Below are 15611 nucleotides of genomic sequence, written 5' to 3'. Positions count from 1 at the left end.
AGGAACCCCGCGCCGCGCCCCGGGTTGGTCGAACTGTACCGACCTCGCGAGGAGCCAGCATGACGGAAGCCGACATTCGCAAGGGGATGCCGCCCGTCAAGCTCTCGCGCGAGGCCTTCGAGCGCCGCTACAGGAGCCGGTTCGTCGATCCCACCTTTGCACCGCTCCAGCGCGAGCTCGACGCCATCGTCGGCGCGGCCTGGGATGCCTACAGCAATTCACGCAAGGCCCCGCTGACGCGAAAGGCGGGCGCTGGATTCGCCGATCCCGATTACGACATCGCCATCGACTGGCTCGATGCGCGCGCGAAGATACTGGCGGCGCAGAGACGCCATGACGATGCGGACGAGACGCCGCGCATCCTCATTATCAACGGCTCGGCGCGGAGCGAGCACACCTGTCCCGGCGAGATGTCCAAGACCTGGCGTCTGGTCGAGCTCGCCGAGCCGGTCTTTGCCGAGCTTGGGTTTGCCGTCGACATCCTCGATCTGTCGCGCCTGGCTTCGGAGTTCGGCAAGACGATCCATCCCTGCAAATCCTGCGTCGGAACCGCGATGCCGCTCTGCCACTGGCCGTGCAGCTGCTATCCGAACTATTCGCTGGGGCAGACCGACGACTGGATGAACGATATCTATCCGCTGTGGGTCGCAGCCCACGGCATTCTGATCGTGACGCCGGTGAACTGGTATCACGTGCCCGCCGGCCTTAAGGCGATGATGGACCGCATGGTCTGCGCCGACGGCGGCAATCCCGATCCGACCTCGACCCACGGCAAGCAGGCGGACGAAGCCAAGGCGCTGGAGCTGAAGGGCTGGTCTTATCCGCGCCATCTCGCCGGCCGGCATTTCGGTCTTGTCGTTCACGGCGATGCGGTCGGTGCCGAGGGCGTGCGCCGGGCCTTGTCGGATTGGCTGACCGATATGCAGTTGATCTCGGCAGGCCGCTTCGCCGAGCTCGATGGCTATGTCGGCTACATGGAGCCATACGCCACCTCGCACCGCGCGCTCGATGACGACAGCGCATTCCAGACAGAGGTGCAGAACGTCGCGCGCGCACTCGGCAATGCGGTCCGGCTGGCGCGGAGTGGACAGCTTTGCGCGCCCGGTGCGGGCCTGTCGGATCCAAACCCCAAATGACGGCGAACGATCAGCCGTATGATTGCCTGATCGTCGGCGGCGGCCCCGCCGGGCTGATGGCTGCGATCTATCTCGCGCGATTTCGGCGCCGCGTCTGCGTCGTGGACGCAGGCGCGAGCCGGGCGGCGCTGATCCCGCGCAGTCACAATGTGCCGGGCTTCGTCCATGGCCTGTCCGGTACCGACCTGCTCGCGCGCATGTCTGCGCAACTGGGCGAGCTCGCGGTCACGCGCGTTGATGCCGAGGTCACCACTTTGCGGCGACACGCGCGAGGTTTTCAGGCGATCTGGAACGGCGGCGCGCATACCGCCGCCATCGTCGTCCTTGCCAGCGGCATCGTCGACGCCCATCCGCCGTTCGACGAATGGCGCGCGGCGGTCGCGGACGGGCTGTTGCGCTACTGCCCCGTCTGCGACGCTTTCGAGGCGATCGACCGTCGCATCGGCATCGTCGGTCCGCTTCACCGGGCCGCCGGCAAGGCGCTGTTCATGCGCGGCTACTCGCGCGACGTGACGTTGCTGGCAACAGGCGAGGATGACGGGAAGGCCACGGCATCGGAGCTGAATGACGCGGGTGTCGAGATCGTCGTCGCGCCCGGCCTGCGCCTGAGGCGGAGAGACCACGGCGTCGAAGCCGTCTTCGCCCACGGCCGGACGGCGCAATTCGAAATGGTCTACCCGGTGATGGGAGCGAAGGTGCGCTCGCAACTCGCGATGACGCTGGGGGCCGAACATACCGGGGAGGGATACCTGAAAGTCGACGACCATCAGCGCAGCTCGGTCGACGGGCTCTACGGGATCGGCGACGTCGTCACCGACCTGCACCAGATATCGGTCGCGTTCGGGCACGCCGCGCTCGCCGCCTGCACGATCCACCACAGCCTGCCGCGGCGGCTGGCGTGAGGAACGGGGTATCGGAGATTGGTGACAGAATCATCCTCGAAGACCGCGGTCTATGCGGCGCTGTTCGGCAATGTCCTGGTCGCGGTCACGAAGATCGGCGCCGCCGCGTGGACGGGAAGTTCGGCCATGACGAGCGAAGCAGTGCATTCGCTCGTCGACACGACCAACGAGATCCTGCTGCTCTACGGCTACCGGCGCGCGAGCCGTTCGCCCGACGAATCCCATCCGCTCGGCTATGGGCGCGAGCTGTATTTCTGGAGCTTCATCGTTGCGCTGCTGATCTTCGCGCTGGGCGCCGGTGTCTCGCTGTATCAGGGCATTCTGCATGTCGCCGCCCCCGAGCCGATCGAAAGTCCGATCGTCAGCTTCGTGGTGCTCGGGCTGTCGTTCCTGTTTGAAGGCGGCTCCTGGCTGGTTGCCCTGCGGCGCTTCAGCTCCGACGGCCAGCGGTTCGGATATTATCAGGCTTTCGTTCGGAGCAAGGATCCTCCGGCATTCATGGTGCTGCTCGAGGACAGCGCGGCGCTGATCGGCATCGCCATTGCCGCGGCGGCCACTGCGGCGGCCGTATGGCTGCGCCAGCCGGTCTGGGACGGGATCGGTTCGATCCTGATCGGGATATTGCTGGCGATCGTGTCGATCGGCCTCGCGCGCGAGAGCAAGAGCCTGCTGATCGGCGAGCCCGCCGATCCGGAGCTTGCACGATCGATCCTCGACATCGCAAGGCGGTCGCCCGGCGTGCTCAGGGCCAACGGCCTCCTGACGGTGCAGCTGTCGCCGGTCGAAATCGTTGCGGCCCTCAGCATCGAATTTGCGGATGACAAGCGCGCCGACGACATCGAGCGATGCGTCGTTGCGATCGAGACCGAGATACGCAAACGCCATCCAAGCGTGGTGGCGCTGTTCATCAAGCCGCAGACCGATGCTCGCTACCGGGCGGTGCGCGCGAGGCGTTACGGCTAGCTTTGCGAGGTTCCCCCTAAGCCACAATCGGCACGACAGCAGGAACGATCACAACATCCCACGGGTTGAGCGGAGCAGGGGCGAGCATTGGAGAAACCGGATGGCTCAATCCGAAGACATGACGCGCTGCATCGCGCTCTGCATGAGCTGCTATCAGACCTGCCTCGGCACGGCGATGAACCATTGCCTCGAGACCGGCGGCAAGCACGTCGAGCCCAAGCATTTCCGCCTGATGATGGCGTGCGCCGAAATGTGCCGGACGGCGGCGCATTTCATGCTGATCAACACGCCGCATCACCGGCACACCTGCGGCGAATGCGCCGAAATCTGCAGTGAATGCGCCGAGGATTGCGAGCGGGTCGGCGGCATAGACGAGTGCGTCGCCATGTGCCGCTCCTGCGCACAATCGTGCCGTGCGATGGCGGCCTGAGGACAAGCCCATGCTGGAAGAGAAACTCACGGAAGCCATCGTCGAGGAGCTGAAGCGGCAGGCGGCCAACCGGCCGCAATTGCTGAAGGTCGAACGCGCAGACGACGCGAAAGCCTCGGAGGAGCTGATCGTCAACGGCAAGATCGACCTGGCCGCGCTGGTCATGGTGATCGCGGGATCGGTCGCCGGCGGGCCTTAAGTCTGGCCGTCAACGGTGCCCTCAGCCATATTCCTCGCCGATGCCGTATTCCCGGTAGATCTCCAGCGGATCGAGGTCGGGAAACAGCCGGCATTTGGCCTGGGCGAGATGCAGGGTCACCGCCGCCGGCTCCTTGCCGTTCGAGAGCATCTTGCGGATGTCGTCCATATGCGCGCTCGGCTGGTGCTTGGTGTCGAGCTGCTCCAGCGCGACCAGCGCGGTCGCCAGCGCCTCGGTCAAAACCCAGTCGTCGTGGCCGGTGATTCCCTTCTTCGGCATCGGCGGACCCCACATGTGGCGGCCCCATTCTATCGGGACTTCCGCCAAATCTCCAAGGAGCCGTTGCAGCCAGCAGGCCCGCGGACCGGACCGGCGGCCCTGCTCCGGCTTGCATTATGGCCGGGCGTGGCTAAAAGGCGGCATTGCAGGGGCAATAGTATCTTTGTTGAAACAAAGTTGGCGTAGACGGGCCTGCATCGGCATTCAGGCCGGCTGTTCCGGTTTGGGCTCCTGATCCCCGCATTTGCAACACGGTCCGGTTGCGCCACCCTTCAAGGCTTGAGCCCGCATGGTCTTTTTAAGCTTCGTCTATCGCTTCGTGACCAATTTCGCATTCATGGCGATGGTCTATTTCAGCCTGAATTTCATGGAGAAGTACCAGAACCGGGCGATCATCGCGATCCTGGTGCTGATCTATAGCGGCATGCGCGCGGCTTCGACGCTGCGGGCGTTTTACTTCTACCAGAAGATCGAGCGGCTGGAGGCCGAGACCAAGCGGCTACAAGGCCCGATCAATGACGGCGCGGGCGGAACGAACACGCGCAAGCAGGTCGTGGTTGACGTCGCGCGGCTGCGGCGCGACGGCGAGGTCAAGTCCTATATGGACCTGTTCTTCCTGGCGCTGATCGTCTTGCTCTGCGTCGCCAACATCATGCGACAGTAGGATCTGCTAGGCGCGCTTCTTCAGGCTCGCCACACGGGTGGGGCGCGGCGCGGTGCTCTTTGGCGCGGCGCTCTTGGCTGCAGTGCTCTTGGCTGCAGTGCCTTCGGTCTGTGCGGCATGCTTCGGTGTGCCATGAGCAGCGCGCGCGGTGCGGGGAGCGTGCGACTTGCCGGCTTTGCCCCTGGCCGTACGGGGCGTCTCGGCCGCCATGGCCAGGCGCGTCGCGGCGCGCCGCGACAAGGTCGTCGACAGCAGCACCTCGATCGAGCCTTCTGGGATCGCAAAGAGATCGCGGTCGGGCACGGGCAGGGTGGCCGCGACATTGGCGAGCGCCATGGTTTTGCGCGGCAGCAGCGGTTGATGCGCGGTCTGCGCGTTGAGGTCGGCCAGCGAGGGCGCCGCAAGCGTCTCGGTCTGCGCGAACACGAAGGTCGGCACGGCGGGCCAGCGCGCGATCGGTGTGGTCTCGGTCGGCGGATGCAGCAGCCATTCCACTGGCGTCGTCGGCGTCGCCGGCTGCTCGGCGGTCGCGGGCACCACGTGCACGATGCGATAGCCGCGCGCCTTGAGGTCGCGGATGATCTTCGGCAGCGCCGCTACCGTGCGGGCCTGGATGTCGTGCAGCAGCAGGATGCCCTTGCCCTTGGCCTCAAGCCGCTGGATCGCGAGCTGATAGACGCGATCGGACGACACATGGCGCCAGTCGTCGGCCGGGAAATCGGCGCTCCAGACCTGGATGCCGCGCGAGATCAGAAGGTTCTCGACGCCGTCGGCGCGCATCAGGCCGGGAATGCGGAAGAACGGCGCGAGCTTGGACGGATCGGTCATTGCGGCCGATGTCCACTCGATGCCGCCATTGATCTGCGCCTCGGCTTTGTCGAGCGGCATCCGGTCCATTGTGAGCGGATGCGTCATGCTGTGGGTGCCGACGGTGTGGCCCGCCGCGACCAGCTTGCGCACGCCTTCCGGGTTCGCCTTGGCCTGTTCGCCGATGATGAAGAAGGTCGCCTTGATGCACTCGTCGGCGAGGATCTGCAGCACCTGGTTGGAATATTTAGGCAACGGACCGTCGTCGAAGGTCAGGACGACTTCATGGTCCTTCAGCGGCAGCGTCTCGCGGTACTGCATGGTGCCGATGCGGGGATGCTCGTGCGGATCGACCACGAGGGTGCGGGAGGTCCCGAGCGCGTCCGGATGGCCGGGGCAGTCGGCTGCAATGGCTGGCGAGCCGATGGTCAGGACACCCAAAAATCCGCCGAGGAATCCGCCAAAGCAAAGGACGATCCACGATCGCGTCCGGGCAACAACGCTACTTCCGATCATGAACCCCGTCTGCCCTCTTACGCGATTGCCGCCATAGTAGGTCGGAGACATCGGCAAACGGTTCAGGCGCAAGAAACGTTACCCAGAACCCTGCCGCGACAAGTCCCCTCGATACTTGCATGGCGTAGCATGAACAGACTGTTAATAGGGCCCAAATCACCCCATTTTGCGCCGGCGTGACATTCCGGCATCAACGTGCGTCGGCATTCTTCTGTGATGTGCCCGCCGGCACGACGTGAACCACCCGATAGCGGTTCTCCCTCAGATACCGCAGGAAGGCCGGCATGATCGCAGCCGTGCGCGCCTTGGGATCGTGGAACAGGATGATACCCTTGCCGGCGGCGGCGAGCCGCTCGGTGACGAGCTTCAATTCCTGCTCCGGCGTTATCTCGTTCCAGTCGCTGGCCCACAGGTCAGCCCCGAACACCACGATGCCGCGGGACTGCAGCAGGTCGAGCTCGGCTTGCGTGGCCTCGAAATAGGGAAACCGGAAGAACGGCGTCGATGGTGTCGTCGTTGAGGTGCCGTGCAGCGCCATCTCGTCGGCGGCAATGCCGCGGTCGATCTCGCTCTTCGCCTTGTCGTGCGGGATCCGCGCCATGAACGGATGCGAGAAGGTGTGGTGGCCGATGCTGTGGCCCTCGCCGGCGATGCGCTTGACCATCTCGGGGTATTCGGAGGCGTGCAGGCCGATCAGGAAGAAGGTCGCGCGCACGCATTCCTGGGCCAGCGCCGCCAGCACCTTGGACGTCGTCGGCGGATACGGTCCGTCGTCGAAGGTCAGCACGACCTCGTGATCGGCGAGCGGCAAGGTCTGCGGAAAGCTCTTCAGGCCCACGCGCGGCGTGGTCTTGGCGTCGACGCTCAGAATGCGGGAGGTGCCGAGCGCGTCCTTGCGCGGGCACTCGGCGGCTTCAATCGAGGCGATGCCGGTGAGGGCGGCGAGGGCTGCGCCTGCCGCCATCGAGGCCCACCTCAGTCGAAGCATCTTTGTCATTGCGCTCAGAGTTGCCTTGTGGGTATTGCCTGAACCAACAGCTCAGACCACTCGTTCCAACCTGTCGGACGGCGAGGCGCGCCATGGATGAACATCTGGACGGTGCCGCGTTTGCCGCGGAATCGGTACTCGACCACGTGCCGATGCGCAATGAAGACGGCGAAATTCGTCACGAATTCGTCGCGGAAATTGCCCATGCGATCGAGGCCGGCGACAGCGCCGCGCTGCGCGCCTGCGTTGCCGAGCTGCACGAGGCCGATCTCGGCGATCTCATCGGGGCCCTCGAGCCCGACGATCGGGTCCGCCTGGTCGAACTGACGGGGCGCGATTTCGACTTCTCCGCGCTGAACGAGCTCGACGAGGGCGTGCGCGAGGAGATCCTCGAGGAACTGCCGCCGCAGACGGTCGCGGAAGGTGTGCGCGAGCTCGAATCCGACGATGCGGTCGAGCTGCTGGAAACGCTCGATCAGGCCGATCAGGAGGAGATCCTCGAGAAGCTGCCGCTCAAGGAGCGCGTCGTGCTCGAGCGCAGCCTGCTTTATCCGGAGAACTCCGCCGGCCGCCGGATGCAGACCGAGTTCATCGCCGTGCCGCAGGATTTCACCGTGGGGCAGGCGATCGACTACATGCGCGAGACGCCGGATCTGCCCGATCGCTTCTACGAGATCTACGTCGTCGACAAGGAGCAGCACTGGCAGGGCGCAGTCTCGCTCGATGTCCTGCTGCGCGCCCGCCGCCCGGTGGCCCTTGCCGAGCTGACCGACGAGGATCGCCGCCGCGTCTCCGTCCTGGAGGACCAGGAGGAGGTGGCGCGCATGTTCGGCAAGTACAATCTCGTCGCAGCCCCGGTACTCGACACCCAGGACCGCCTCGTCGGCGTCATCACCGTCGACGACGTCGTCGACGTCATCGAGGAAGAGGCGGACGAGGACCTCAAGGCGCTCGGCGGCGTCAACAGCGACGAAGAGCTGTCCGACACCGTGTTCACCATTGCACGCGCGCGGTTCAACTGGCTGCTGGTCAATCTCGCCACCGCCTTTCTGGCGTCCTCCGTGCTCGGCCTGTTCGAGGGCCAGCTCGAGAAGATGGTGGCGCTCGCCGTGCTGGCGCCGATCGTCGCAAGCCAGGGCGGCAATGCCGCGACCCAGACCATGACGGTCGCGGTGCGGGCGCTGGCGACGCGCGAGCTCGGCTCCTCCAACGCCTGGCGCGTCGTGGTGCGCGAGGGCCTGGTCGGCCTCGTCAACGGTCTCGCCTTTGCCGTGATCACGGGCATCGCCGCGGTGGCCTGGTTCAGGATCCCGGGCCTCGGCCTGGTCATCGGGCTCGCCATCATCGTGAACCTCTTCGCCGGTGCGCTCGGCGGCATCCTGATCCCGATGGCGCTCGAACGTGTCAGGGCCGATCCGGCTGTCGCCTCCGGCACGTTCGTGACAACGGTCACCGACGTCGTCGGCTTCTTCTCCTTCCTGGGAATTGCGACGTTGTGGTTCGGGTTGAGGTAGGAGCTGTTGAAATCCGTAGCCCGGATGGAGCGAAGCGTAATCCGGGGCCGCTGCATCCGTCGAGAGACGCCCCGGATTGCGCTTCGCTCCATCCGGGCTACTGGCCATCATCTTTAATCCGAACTTAAGCGACCTCCCGCATCATCGTCCCCGCTTGGGGGAATGAGCATGCGTGTGCGGCTGAAGGCGGACGGACGGATTGTCGAGTTGCGGGACGGACAAGAGTTTCCTGTCCAGCCACTTCCGATCCAGCCCTTTCCAATCCAGCCCGTACCTGACGCAGCGCCGCCCGACACCAGCTCGCTCGCCGTGCGCGATTTGCGCCGCCGCGCCTGCCTGACCCAGATGGAGTTCGCGGCCAAACTCGGCGTTCCCGTCGAGACCATCCGCAACTGGGAGCAGGGCAAGCGTGCCCCGCGGGGACCCGCCCGCGCGCTGCTCGCGGTGATCGCGCATGCGCCCGAGACCGTGTTCCAGGCGCTCGCCAAAGCATGAGCTCAAGGCCTGACGTCAAGGCTTGAGGTCAGAGCCTGGCGCGAACCTCCCGTTAGCATTGCGCGCAAGATCCGGCCCGGCGGCCGGTGTCGTCCGTTGGCAGTGTCGCCCGCCGGGTTCATAATGACGCCTGGATCATGATTTGGGGCGAGCGCGACAGAGAGGATTCCTCATGCTGTTCGTCGAGACCAATGGCGCAAGAATACCGGCGATCGGGCTGGGAACCTGGGAGCTGAGCGGGCGCATGTGCGCACGCGTGGTCGAGCAGGCGTTGCGGCTCGGCTATCGCCACATCGATACCGCACAGGTCTACGAGAATGAGCGCGAGGTCGGCGACGGCTTGCGCGCCTCCGGCGTGCGCCGCGACGACATCTTCCTGACGACAAAGGTCTGGACCAACCATTTCGCACCCCACGATCTCGAGCGCTCGGTCAAGGAGAGCCTGGCGCGCATGCGACTTCCCTCCGTCGATCTCCTGCTGCTGCACTGGCCCAATTCGCACGTGCCGCTGGAGGAGACGCTGGGCGCGTTGTCGCATGCCAAGCGCATGGGCCTGACCCGCCACATCGGCGTCTCCAATTTCACCGTCGCGCTGATCGAGCAGGCGGTGGCGTTGTCGCCGGAGCCGCTGGCCTGCAACCAGGTCGAGTACCACCCTTATCTCGACCAGGCGAAGGTGAGGGCGGCCTGCGATCAGCACGGGCTCGCTCTTGTCGCCTATAGCCCGATCGCCAAGGGGCGGATCAAGACCGACCAGACGCTCGCCGAGATCGGGCGTCTCCATCACAAGACGCCGGCGCAGGTCTGCCTGCGCTGGCTGGTGCAACAGAATGTCGCTGCGATCCCGCGCACCTCGCGCGTCGAACGCCTGTCGGAAAACATCGAGATCTTCGATTTCGAGCTTTCGGACGACGAGATGGCCCGGATCGCCGCGCTGGCCAGTCCCAGGGGCCGCCTGACCGATTTCGGCTTCGCGCCAAAATGGGATTGAGGGGGGACTGCCGTATGCTAGGACGAGCACGGCAACCTGAAGTCAGGCGATGGAACTGCGGAAGATCATACGGACGGACATTGCAGCGTCGGCGATCGCCCATCTGACGCTGGTCGCGCTGATCATCGTGATCAGCGAAGTCCATCCGTTTCACGCCAGCCCGCCCGAATCGGTTTCCGTCAGCATAGTGACGCCGGAGCAGGTGAAGCAGGAAGAAGCCAAAGCCGAGGAGAAGGCCGACGAAAAACTCAAGGCAAAGCCGCCGGATCCGATCCCTGACCTGAAACTGCCGAAGCTGGATTTCTCCGAGAAGGACAACGCGGCGGCCGCGCCGAAGCCCGAGGCGATGCAGCAGGCCTCGCCTGAAGCGTCGCAACGGAAACAGCCACAGCCCCAGCCTTCACAGACGCCTCAGCGCGCGGCAAATGCGCAGCCGCTACCGCAGCCTCAACAGCCACAGCCTCAGCCATCGCAGTCGCCGCCGCCTCAGGCGACACCGCAGCCCCCGGCGCCACAGCTACTGCCACAAGCGATGCAGCAGCCAGAGGCCGCGCCGCCGCCGTCCTATCAGGCGCCGGAGCCCGACGTCACCGTCAAGTACGGCGTCATGCTGGGCCTGCCGCCGGAATTGCCGACGGAGCTGCCGAAAGATGCTCCCAAGGACGATGGCGGCGATGCCAAGGATTCAATCGCGGCCAAGCTGCCGGCCGAAATCATCGCCGAACTGCGTCGTCACTTGCGAAGCTGCGCCAAGCTGCCGGCGGGCGTCGCGCCGACCGACAACGTCAACATCAAGCTGCGCACGGTGCTCGCGACCGACGGCACGCTGGCGCGCGAGCCGATCCTGATCGAAGCCCCGCCGTCGGCAAAGGGCGTGGCGCTCGTGAAGTCCGCCATGAGCGCGCTTCAGGCCTGCCAGCCCTACAAGATGCTGCCTGCCGACAAATACGGGGAATGGAAGGTGATGGACCTGCCGTTCAGCCCGCGGGATTTCGGCGGGTAACAGGTGGTCATGTAGCCCGGATGGAGCGTAGCGCAATCCGGGGCCGCTCGCGCTGCGTTTCGCACCTTCCCGGATTACGCTTGCGCTCCATCCGGGCTACGGGACCGCGCCTGTGTCGCCCCGTCAACCCCTTCCCACAAAAATATTCCACTTTACCGAAATTCGGAAACGGCGTATGTGTCGTCCATCCCGGCTCATCCTTGAGGGGCGATCTCGTTGTCGTCTTGATTGCGAGCCGGGCTTGCGGTGGACGCGGCAGCGTCGGCATGGGAGGTGCGGGCAGGGCGGGTAGTCCCTGTGAGCCTGCAACCGCGTGCGGACGAGCGGCGCTGTGAAGTTCGTCTCGTCGGTATTTCGATGGCCACGTGCACGGGGCCGTCGAACCCTGCGGCGAAATGGCGAATGCGCGTACGGCAAAACCGTGTGGTCCTGTCGTCCAGCGATTTCGTGCCGTGAGGAAAAATACAAAACCCTTTTTAATGAAAGGGGTTAGTTGGTGGCGGCGACCGCGACCGCTGCTGGCGGAAACCCGCCGGGCCCTATTAGGCCCTAGTTTCACATGCTGCCGCTTAAGAAAGAGTTTGGGGGCTGCGTCCGCGCGGACCCGGTCGGCTGCGCTTCGATGGCCGTCGGGTCGCGGCGCTGGCCTGATGGACGTGCTGGCGCGAGCCGCCCCTCGGCGCGGCTCTAGGCATCTTTGCGCTCCCAAATCGTGACGTAGGAGGCGCGATGATTGTTTGCCAGCGCGTCTGTGAAATCAGGTTGGAAAACAACTGTCACAATGCGCCAATCGTCATGTAGGCCGCTGTTTAATTGGATATCCAGCATGGATTGGTCGGCCCAAACGGATGTGGTTTTGAATCTAGCTTGCCGCAACTCGGACATGGTTATCCCGCTTGGCCCTGCGCTGGCGGCCCGCTCTACGGTTTTCCCGGGCCTGCGCTGAGGCGGCCCGGTTGCCGAAGTTGGACCGATAAACGGGACTACTTTTTCGGCTCGGTGGTGGTTGGGGTGCTTGTGGTGCCGTCGCGCGCATCCCGTCGCTCGTCGCGGCCTGTGCGCCGCTCTTGACGCCGCTCTGTGCGTCCGGTGCGGCGTTCCTGCCGCCGCTCGGTTCGCCCGCTGCGCCGTTCCTGACGGCGTTCTGTGCCTGACTTCGGCGCGTCCGCTGGCGGCGCAATAGGCGCGGCGGCTGGCGCGGCGGTTTGGGCCACCGCCTCTGAGGCCGCAAAAATTGAGGACGAAGCCACGAGCCCAAACAGCCCTGCCTGTCCAAGAAAGGTTAGTGCGTTGCGACGACAGACCTGTTTCGGCCCCGAACGGTCACTCATTGTCAGGCTCCCGGTTGCTGCCCCACCTGAGCAGTCTCACTACCGTCGTCGGCTTGCTTATTGATTTGGATCAACTTGGCCGGATCGTTCAAGCCATGCTGGTATCTCGGTCGATGGGATCGACACTCTCGGCAGGTGCGGGATGATGGTCCCCGCAGTGACGATCAGCCCGTCGTAATATTTGGTTCGCGCAAAATCCTGCGCCTCCGCTTTGGTTGAAAACATCTTGGTTAGGCGCGGATGTCGCCGTCTTGACAGCGTGCCATCCGGGGGCACTTCAAAAGTGACGTACCAAGTGTGTTTCACGCTGTAATGCCGCCCCTGCCTATTCGCGCCGGACAAAAGGAAAGCCGCCACGGGGAGGAAGCGGTGACGACTTTTTTTTCACGCTTGCCGCTGAACAAAAACGAGCGCCGAGACCGTGAAGGGTGTGGCCCCAGTCCTTGGGGAAACTGGGGCCACGGGGGGGCTGTGTACCTGTATTGATTGGGGGGCTGGTACCTGACAATCCAAACTCAGAAATCAACTTAGCGAAAGTTGTCCTGTGGTGCATTGTCCCAAAGTGCAGAGTGCAAGGGCCCGGAACTCGGGCACTTAGCATTACCTTCCTGACGCTTTCTTGAGCGGCTCGATCAGTTCGCGCGACGAGAATGGCTTGGTGAGATAGGCGAGACAGCCGGATCGAAGGGCGGCCTCGCGAACCGAAGGGCTATCGTTCCCGGTCATGTAGATGACTGGCACACTGCTCCCAGCCGCCTTGAGGCGGTGCCTCAAGTCGATGCCTGATCCATCGCGCAGATTGATGTCGAGAACGACGCAAAGCGCGCTGTCAAACTCGCTGCAGTTTGCAAAAGCCTCCGCAGACGGAAACAGCACGCTGGCGTAGCCAAACTGTCGCAGGAGTCGGGCTACACTTCTCAGCATTGCGGCGTCGTCATCGACGACAAGGACGACATTCTTTTTGCACAAGAAGTTTTCCGTTTGCCAGAGGTGTCAACGGACGCTTGTCGCTACGAGTGGAGAACTACCAAATGGCCAAAATGACCCGGCGGAGCGAATGGGTACTCCCGGAGCGCTTAGTTTACCATTGTACTGAAGGCCCTTGTAGAGCTGCTGGAGGTGATGAGGCCGCATGTTTGCTGTTGGATGCGCAACTTGAGACACCCGCCCGGTCAGGAACTGAGACAAGCTCCGCCAGTCGCCATCAGAGGCCCCGCGTCCAAATATATTCTCAGCTATTCCGTTGATCTGAACGCCTCCCAGCACGCGGGCGACAATTCAGTCGCCTTCTCCTTGAGGCAATTAATAATGCGCTGGCCACCGGGGCGAAGTCCTTTGCACAAAAGCTCGATGTCGCTTTTGCATTCTCGTGGGATCTTGATGGGGTCGGTTAGACGTTGCTTGGCGAAGGCATCTTGGCCAAACAACGCGATTGCAATGCCGAACAAGATACGAAACCAGTTCATTTCCAGCGCTCAGTTGGACGATTGCACTCAGAGTACAGCGTTGAGACCCAAGTTCAGTTGAGTTCGGTGCTATCGCTACGGACGCAAGAGGTTCCATCAAAGCAAGGACGCCCATTGATCTACATCAACCTCCCGCGCGGACAGAGCCGCAATCTCGCGAGCGGGGTTCATGGAAGGGTTCCGTCGTGCTCCGCTTCTGCCCTCAGAATTCCGGGATCGTCATCACTATGACTTGCCTGCTTTGAACGCCGCGCCCTTTGGTCGCTCTGGGTGCATAAGCGCTATCAGACTGTGCCGAGCCGTGGCGTTTAACTGTGATAATCGCTCCAGCTTAGAGGGTCTGTTCCGTGGCTGGGGAAAGAGCTCCGATCCTCTCGGCAAGAGACACCAGCTCGGCTAACGACCGGACCTGCATTTTTTCCATCACACCGTGACGGTGAGCTTTGATCGTGCGCTCCGTTGTTCCAAGCGCGTGAGCGATCTGCTTGTTGATTTTGCCACGAACGATAAAGTTGAAGACCTGTCGCTCGCGCGGCGTCAATGTAGCGAGACGAGCACGGGCCGCACTTATTTTGTTTTGCAGGTCTAACGTCGATTGATGGTGTGCCAACGCTCCTGCGATTGCGCGAAGAAGGTCTTCGGAGCTTGCCGGCTTGCTCAAGAAATCCCGAGCACCCGCCTTTATGGCCCGCACGGTGAGAGGAATGTCGGTATGGCCGGAGAGAAATATGATCGGCAATGCCGAGCCGAGTTCGACCAATTTTCTTTGCAAGGCCGAGCCGTCCAGATCGGGCATTTGCACGTCGAGAAGAATACAACCCGGAATGCCGTCGCTCGGTAGTCGGTCGAGCAGCTCCTGCGCCGACGAATAGGCTGCGACCTGGTAACCGGCGTGCTTCAAATGACGCTCCATGGCCGCCAGGAATGATGGATCGTCGTCGACAATATGCACGAGCCCCGACATCGGTCCTCTTTCGCTGCCAAGAGGGTACCGCGCAACTTGGGGTGAGTAAGTGTCGTTTGGCGCTTGTTCAGGCATAGCTGATCTGTCGCTACGATCTACTACCAAAGTCTCAATGCAGTTTGTGCCACGCCGTCGTGCCGCGCTGCCCCTGATGATAGCGACACTCCGCATGGATGGCCGGCAGCTACTACGTGTCTTGCCAAGGCGCGAAAAGCGGGCGACGGCACTCTATCAAGAAATTCAACCGGACGTTTTGCAGGTTGCGTTGCGGATCGTTACCAAATTATGATTTATGGTCGGGTGAGCCATACGGCGTATGACGATGCGAGATTTGGCGGACCTGCGGCCCGCTGCACCAGCCGTGCCAGCCTGATGGTGCACCTCGCGTTGCGATTGGGACTGCATGTTGAAGGCGTTCGCATTATCGATTTGCGCTGGCTACCTTCTGCGGGCAACTTGTCATGCTAGTGAGCTGACAGAAAACACCGCATTCGGCCCCGCGCCAGTCGCGCCAAAGATTGACTTCCAGTCGCTTCGGATCAAGGGGCTCATCGTGGCGCTGCCTGGCCCGCAGGACACCGTCGATCCAGATTTCGCCGGCATCCGATCAAGTCTCGCTTCACTCGGGATCGGCTACGTCGGCTACACCAACAACAACTTTTACGACAACATGCTGCCCGCCGAACGGAGCACGTTGGGCCAGCAGGTCTATAATGGTCAGAAGCCAACCTTCTTCACGAACAACGTGATGCAGATGACTTACGACCTCAGCAGATCCGGGATTTCCGACGGTCAGATCGCGGTTGGCGGCATCTACAATTACGACACCTGGGCACCGGCCGGGCCGAACGCATTTAGCCTCGCGACTCTCAGCTATTATCAGACCTTCCTGAACCGGCAGGTGGAATTGAAGGTTGGATATTTGGCCAATGTCGTTGAGTATTGGGGACCATTTCTGGCAGG

17 protein-coding genes and 1 pseudogene are annotated in these 15611 nt (G+C 63.2%); 11 read left to right on the top strand and 7 right to left on the bottom strand.

Translation table 11 applies throughout. The features are described from left to right. Window positions 1-59 precede the first annotated feature (59 nt). The 5 genes from AC0L2F_RS29730 to AC0L2F_RS29710 all read left to right on the top strand — a co-directional run bounded on the left by AC0L2F_RS29730 (window position 60) and on the right by AC0L2F_RS29710 (window position 3630). Window positions 60-1136 (top strand): flavodoxin family protein, encoded by a 1077-nt coding sequence (locus AC0L2F_RS29730; RefSeq protein ID WP_473250825.1) that lies wholly within the window; start codon window positions 60-62, stop codon window positions 1134-1136. Next, the gene (locus AC0L2F_RS29725) at window positions 1133-2038 is read left to right on the top strand and encodes an NAD(P)/FAD-dependent oxidoreductase (RefSeq protein WP_473250824.1); all 906 of its coding nucleotides are present in this window, start codon (window positions 1133-1135) and stop codon (window positions 2036-2038) included. Before AC0L2F_RS29730 ends, AC0L2F_RS29725 begins: the two co-directional genes overlap by 4 nt. Window positions 2039-2056: 18 nt before the next feature. Then, window positions 2057-3001 (top strand): cation diffusion facilitator family transporter, encoded by a 945-nt coding sequence (locus AC0L2F_RS29720; RefSeq protein ID WP_473250823.1) that lies wholly within the window; start codon window positions 2057-2059, stop codon window positions 2999-3001. 100 nt (window positions 3002-3101) lie between these two features. Beyond that, window positions 3102-3431: a four-helix bundle copper-binding protein gene (locus AC0L2F_RS29715; RefSeq protein ID WP_473250822.1), complete on the top strand. Its 330-nt coding sequence runs from the start codon at window positions 3102-3104 to the stop codon at window positions 3429-3431. A 10-nt stretch (window positions 3432-3441) separates the two neighbouring features. Next, window positions 3442-3630 carry a hypothetical protein gene (locus tag AC0L2F_RS29710; RefSeq protein WP_027567374.1) on the top strand — a complete coding sequence of 63 codons (189 nt, stop codon included), beginning with the start codon at window positions 3442-3444 and terminating at the stop codon, window positions 3628-3630. A 21-nt stretch (window positions 3631-3651) separates the two neighbouring features. Here AC0L2F_RS29710 and AC0L2F_RS29705 read toward each other — a convergent pair whose 3' ends face one another. After that, window positions 3652-3909, bottom strand: coding sequence for a hypothetical protein (locus AC0L2F_RS29705; RefSeq protein WP_179950104.1), 258 nt, complete (start codon window positions 3907-3909; stop codon window positions 3652-3654). A gap of 289 nt (window positions 3910-4198) precedes the next feature. On the opposite strand from AC0L2F_RS29705, the gene AC0L2F_RS29700 reads away from it, so the two are divergent. Continuing rightward, on the top strand, window positions 4199-4573 hold the full coding sequence (locus AC0L2F_RS29700) for a hypothetical protein (protein ID WP_007611365.1): 375 nt from the start codon (window positions 4199-4201) through the stop codon (window positions 4571-4573). 6 nt (window positions 4574-4579) lie between these two features. Here the strand turns inward: AC0L2F_RS29700 and AC0L2F_RS29695 are convergent, their stop codons facing one another. Both AC0L2F_RS29695 and AC0L2F_RS29690 read right to left on the bottom strand, forming a co-directional pair. Beyond that, entirely contained in the window at window positions 4580-5896 is a 1317-nt protein-coding gene (locus tag AC0L2F_RS29695; RefSeq protein WP_473250821.1) for a polysaccharide deacetylase family protein, read from the bottom strand. A gap of 190 nt (window positions 5897-6086) precedes the next feature. Further along, window positions 6087-6860 carry a polysaccharide deacetylase family protein gene (locus tag AC0L2F_RS29690; protein ID WP_473250861.1) on the bottom strand — a complete coding sequence of 258 codons (774 nt, stop codon included), beginning with the start codon at window positions 6858-6860 and terminating at the stop codon, window positions 6087-6089. A gap of 116 nt (window positions 6861-6976) precedes the next feature. Here AC0L2F_RS29690 and mgtE point away from each other — a divergent pair, with 116 nt between their 5' ends. From mgtE to AC0L2F_RS29670, 4 genes are all read left to right on the top strand, one after another. Further along, a complete protein-coding gene (gene mgtE, locus AC0L2F_RS29685) occupies window positions 6977-8398 on the top strand; it encodes a magnesium transporter (RefSeq protein WP_473250820.1) in 1422 nt (473 codons plus the stop codon). A 162-nt stretch (window positions 8399-8560) separates the two neighbouring features. Then, window positions 8561-8893, top strand: a complete 333-nt coding sequence (locus tag AC0L2F_RS29680) for a helix-turn-helix domain-containing protein (RefSeq protein ID WP_035974180.1) — start codon at window positions 8561-8563, stop codon at window positions 8891-8893. A 172-nt stretch (window positions 8894-9065) separates the two neighbouring features. Beyond that, window positions 9066-9884, top strand: a complete 819-nt coding sequence (locus AC0L2F_RS29675; RefSeq protein ID WP_007611358.1) for an aldo/keto reductase — start codon at window positions 9066-9068, stop codon at window positions 9882-9884. A 49-nt stretch (window positions 9885-9933) separates the two neighbouring features. Further along, a complete protein-coding gene (locus AC0L2F_RS29670; RefSeq protein ID WP_473250819.1) occupies window positions 9934-10887 on the top strand; it encodes a hypothetical protein in 954 nt (317 codons plus the stop codon). A gap of 687 nt (window positions 10888-11574) precedes the next feature. Here AC0L2F_RS29670 and AC0L2F_RS29665 read toward each other — a convergent pair. From AC0L2F_RS29665 to AC0L2F_RS29650, 4 genes are all read right to left on the bottom strand, one after another. After that, window positions 11575-11772, bottom strand: coding sequence for a hypothetical protein (locus AC0L2F_RS29665; protein WP_146159799.1), 198 nt, complete (start codon window positions 11770-11772; stop codon window positions 11575-11577). A gap of 1046 nt (window positions 11773-12818) precedes the next feature. Further along, window positions 12819-13187, bottom strand: a complete 369-nt coding sequence (locus AC0L2F_RS29660; protein WP_084777341.1) for a response regulator transcription factor — start codon at window positions 13185-13187, stop codon at window positions 12819-12821. Between the two features lie 266 nt (window positions 13188-13453). After that, window positions 13454-13684: a hypothetical protein gene (locus tag AC0L2F_RS29655; protein WP_063993432.1), complete on the bottom strand. Its 231-nt coding sequence runs from the start codon at window positions 13682-13684 to the stop codon at window positions 13454-13456. A gap of 331 nt (window positions 13685-14015) precedes the next feature. Then, window positions 14016-14648, bottom strand: coding sequence for a response regulator transcription factor (locus tag AC0L2F_RS29650; protein WP_063993431.1), 633 nt, complete (start codon window positions 14646-14648; stop codon window positions 14016-14018). 403 nt (window positions 14649-15051) lie between these two features. Between AC0L2F_RS29650 and AC0L2F_RS29645 the strand changes: the two are divergent. After that, window positions 15052-15611, top strand: a pseudogene (locus AC0L2F_RS29645) (hypothetical protein); the annotation flags it as partial.

The sequence above is a fragment of the Bradyrhizobium sp. Ken64 genome, assembly GCF_055807555.1.
Note: the sequence above shows the minus strand (reverse complement) of the source record. Positions and strands in the feature narration are given on the sequence as shown.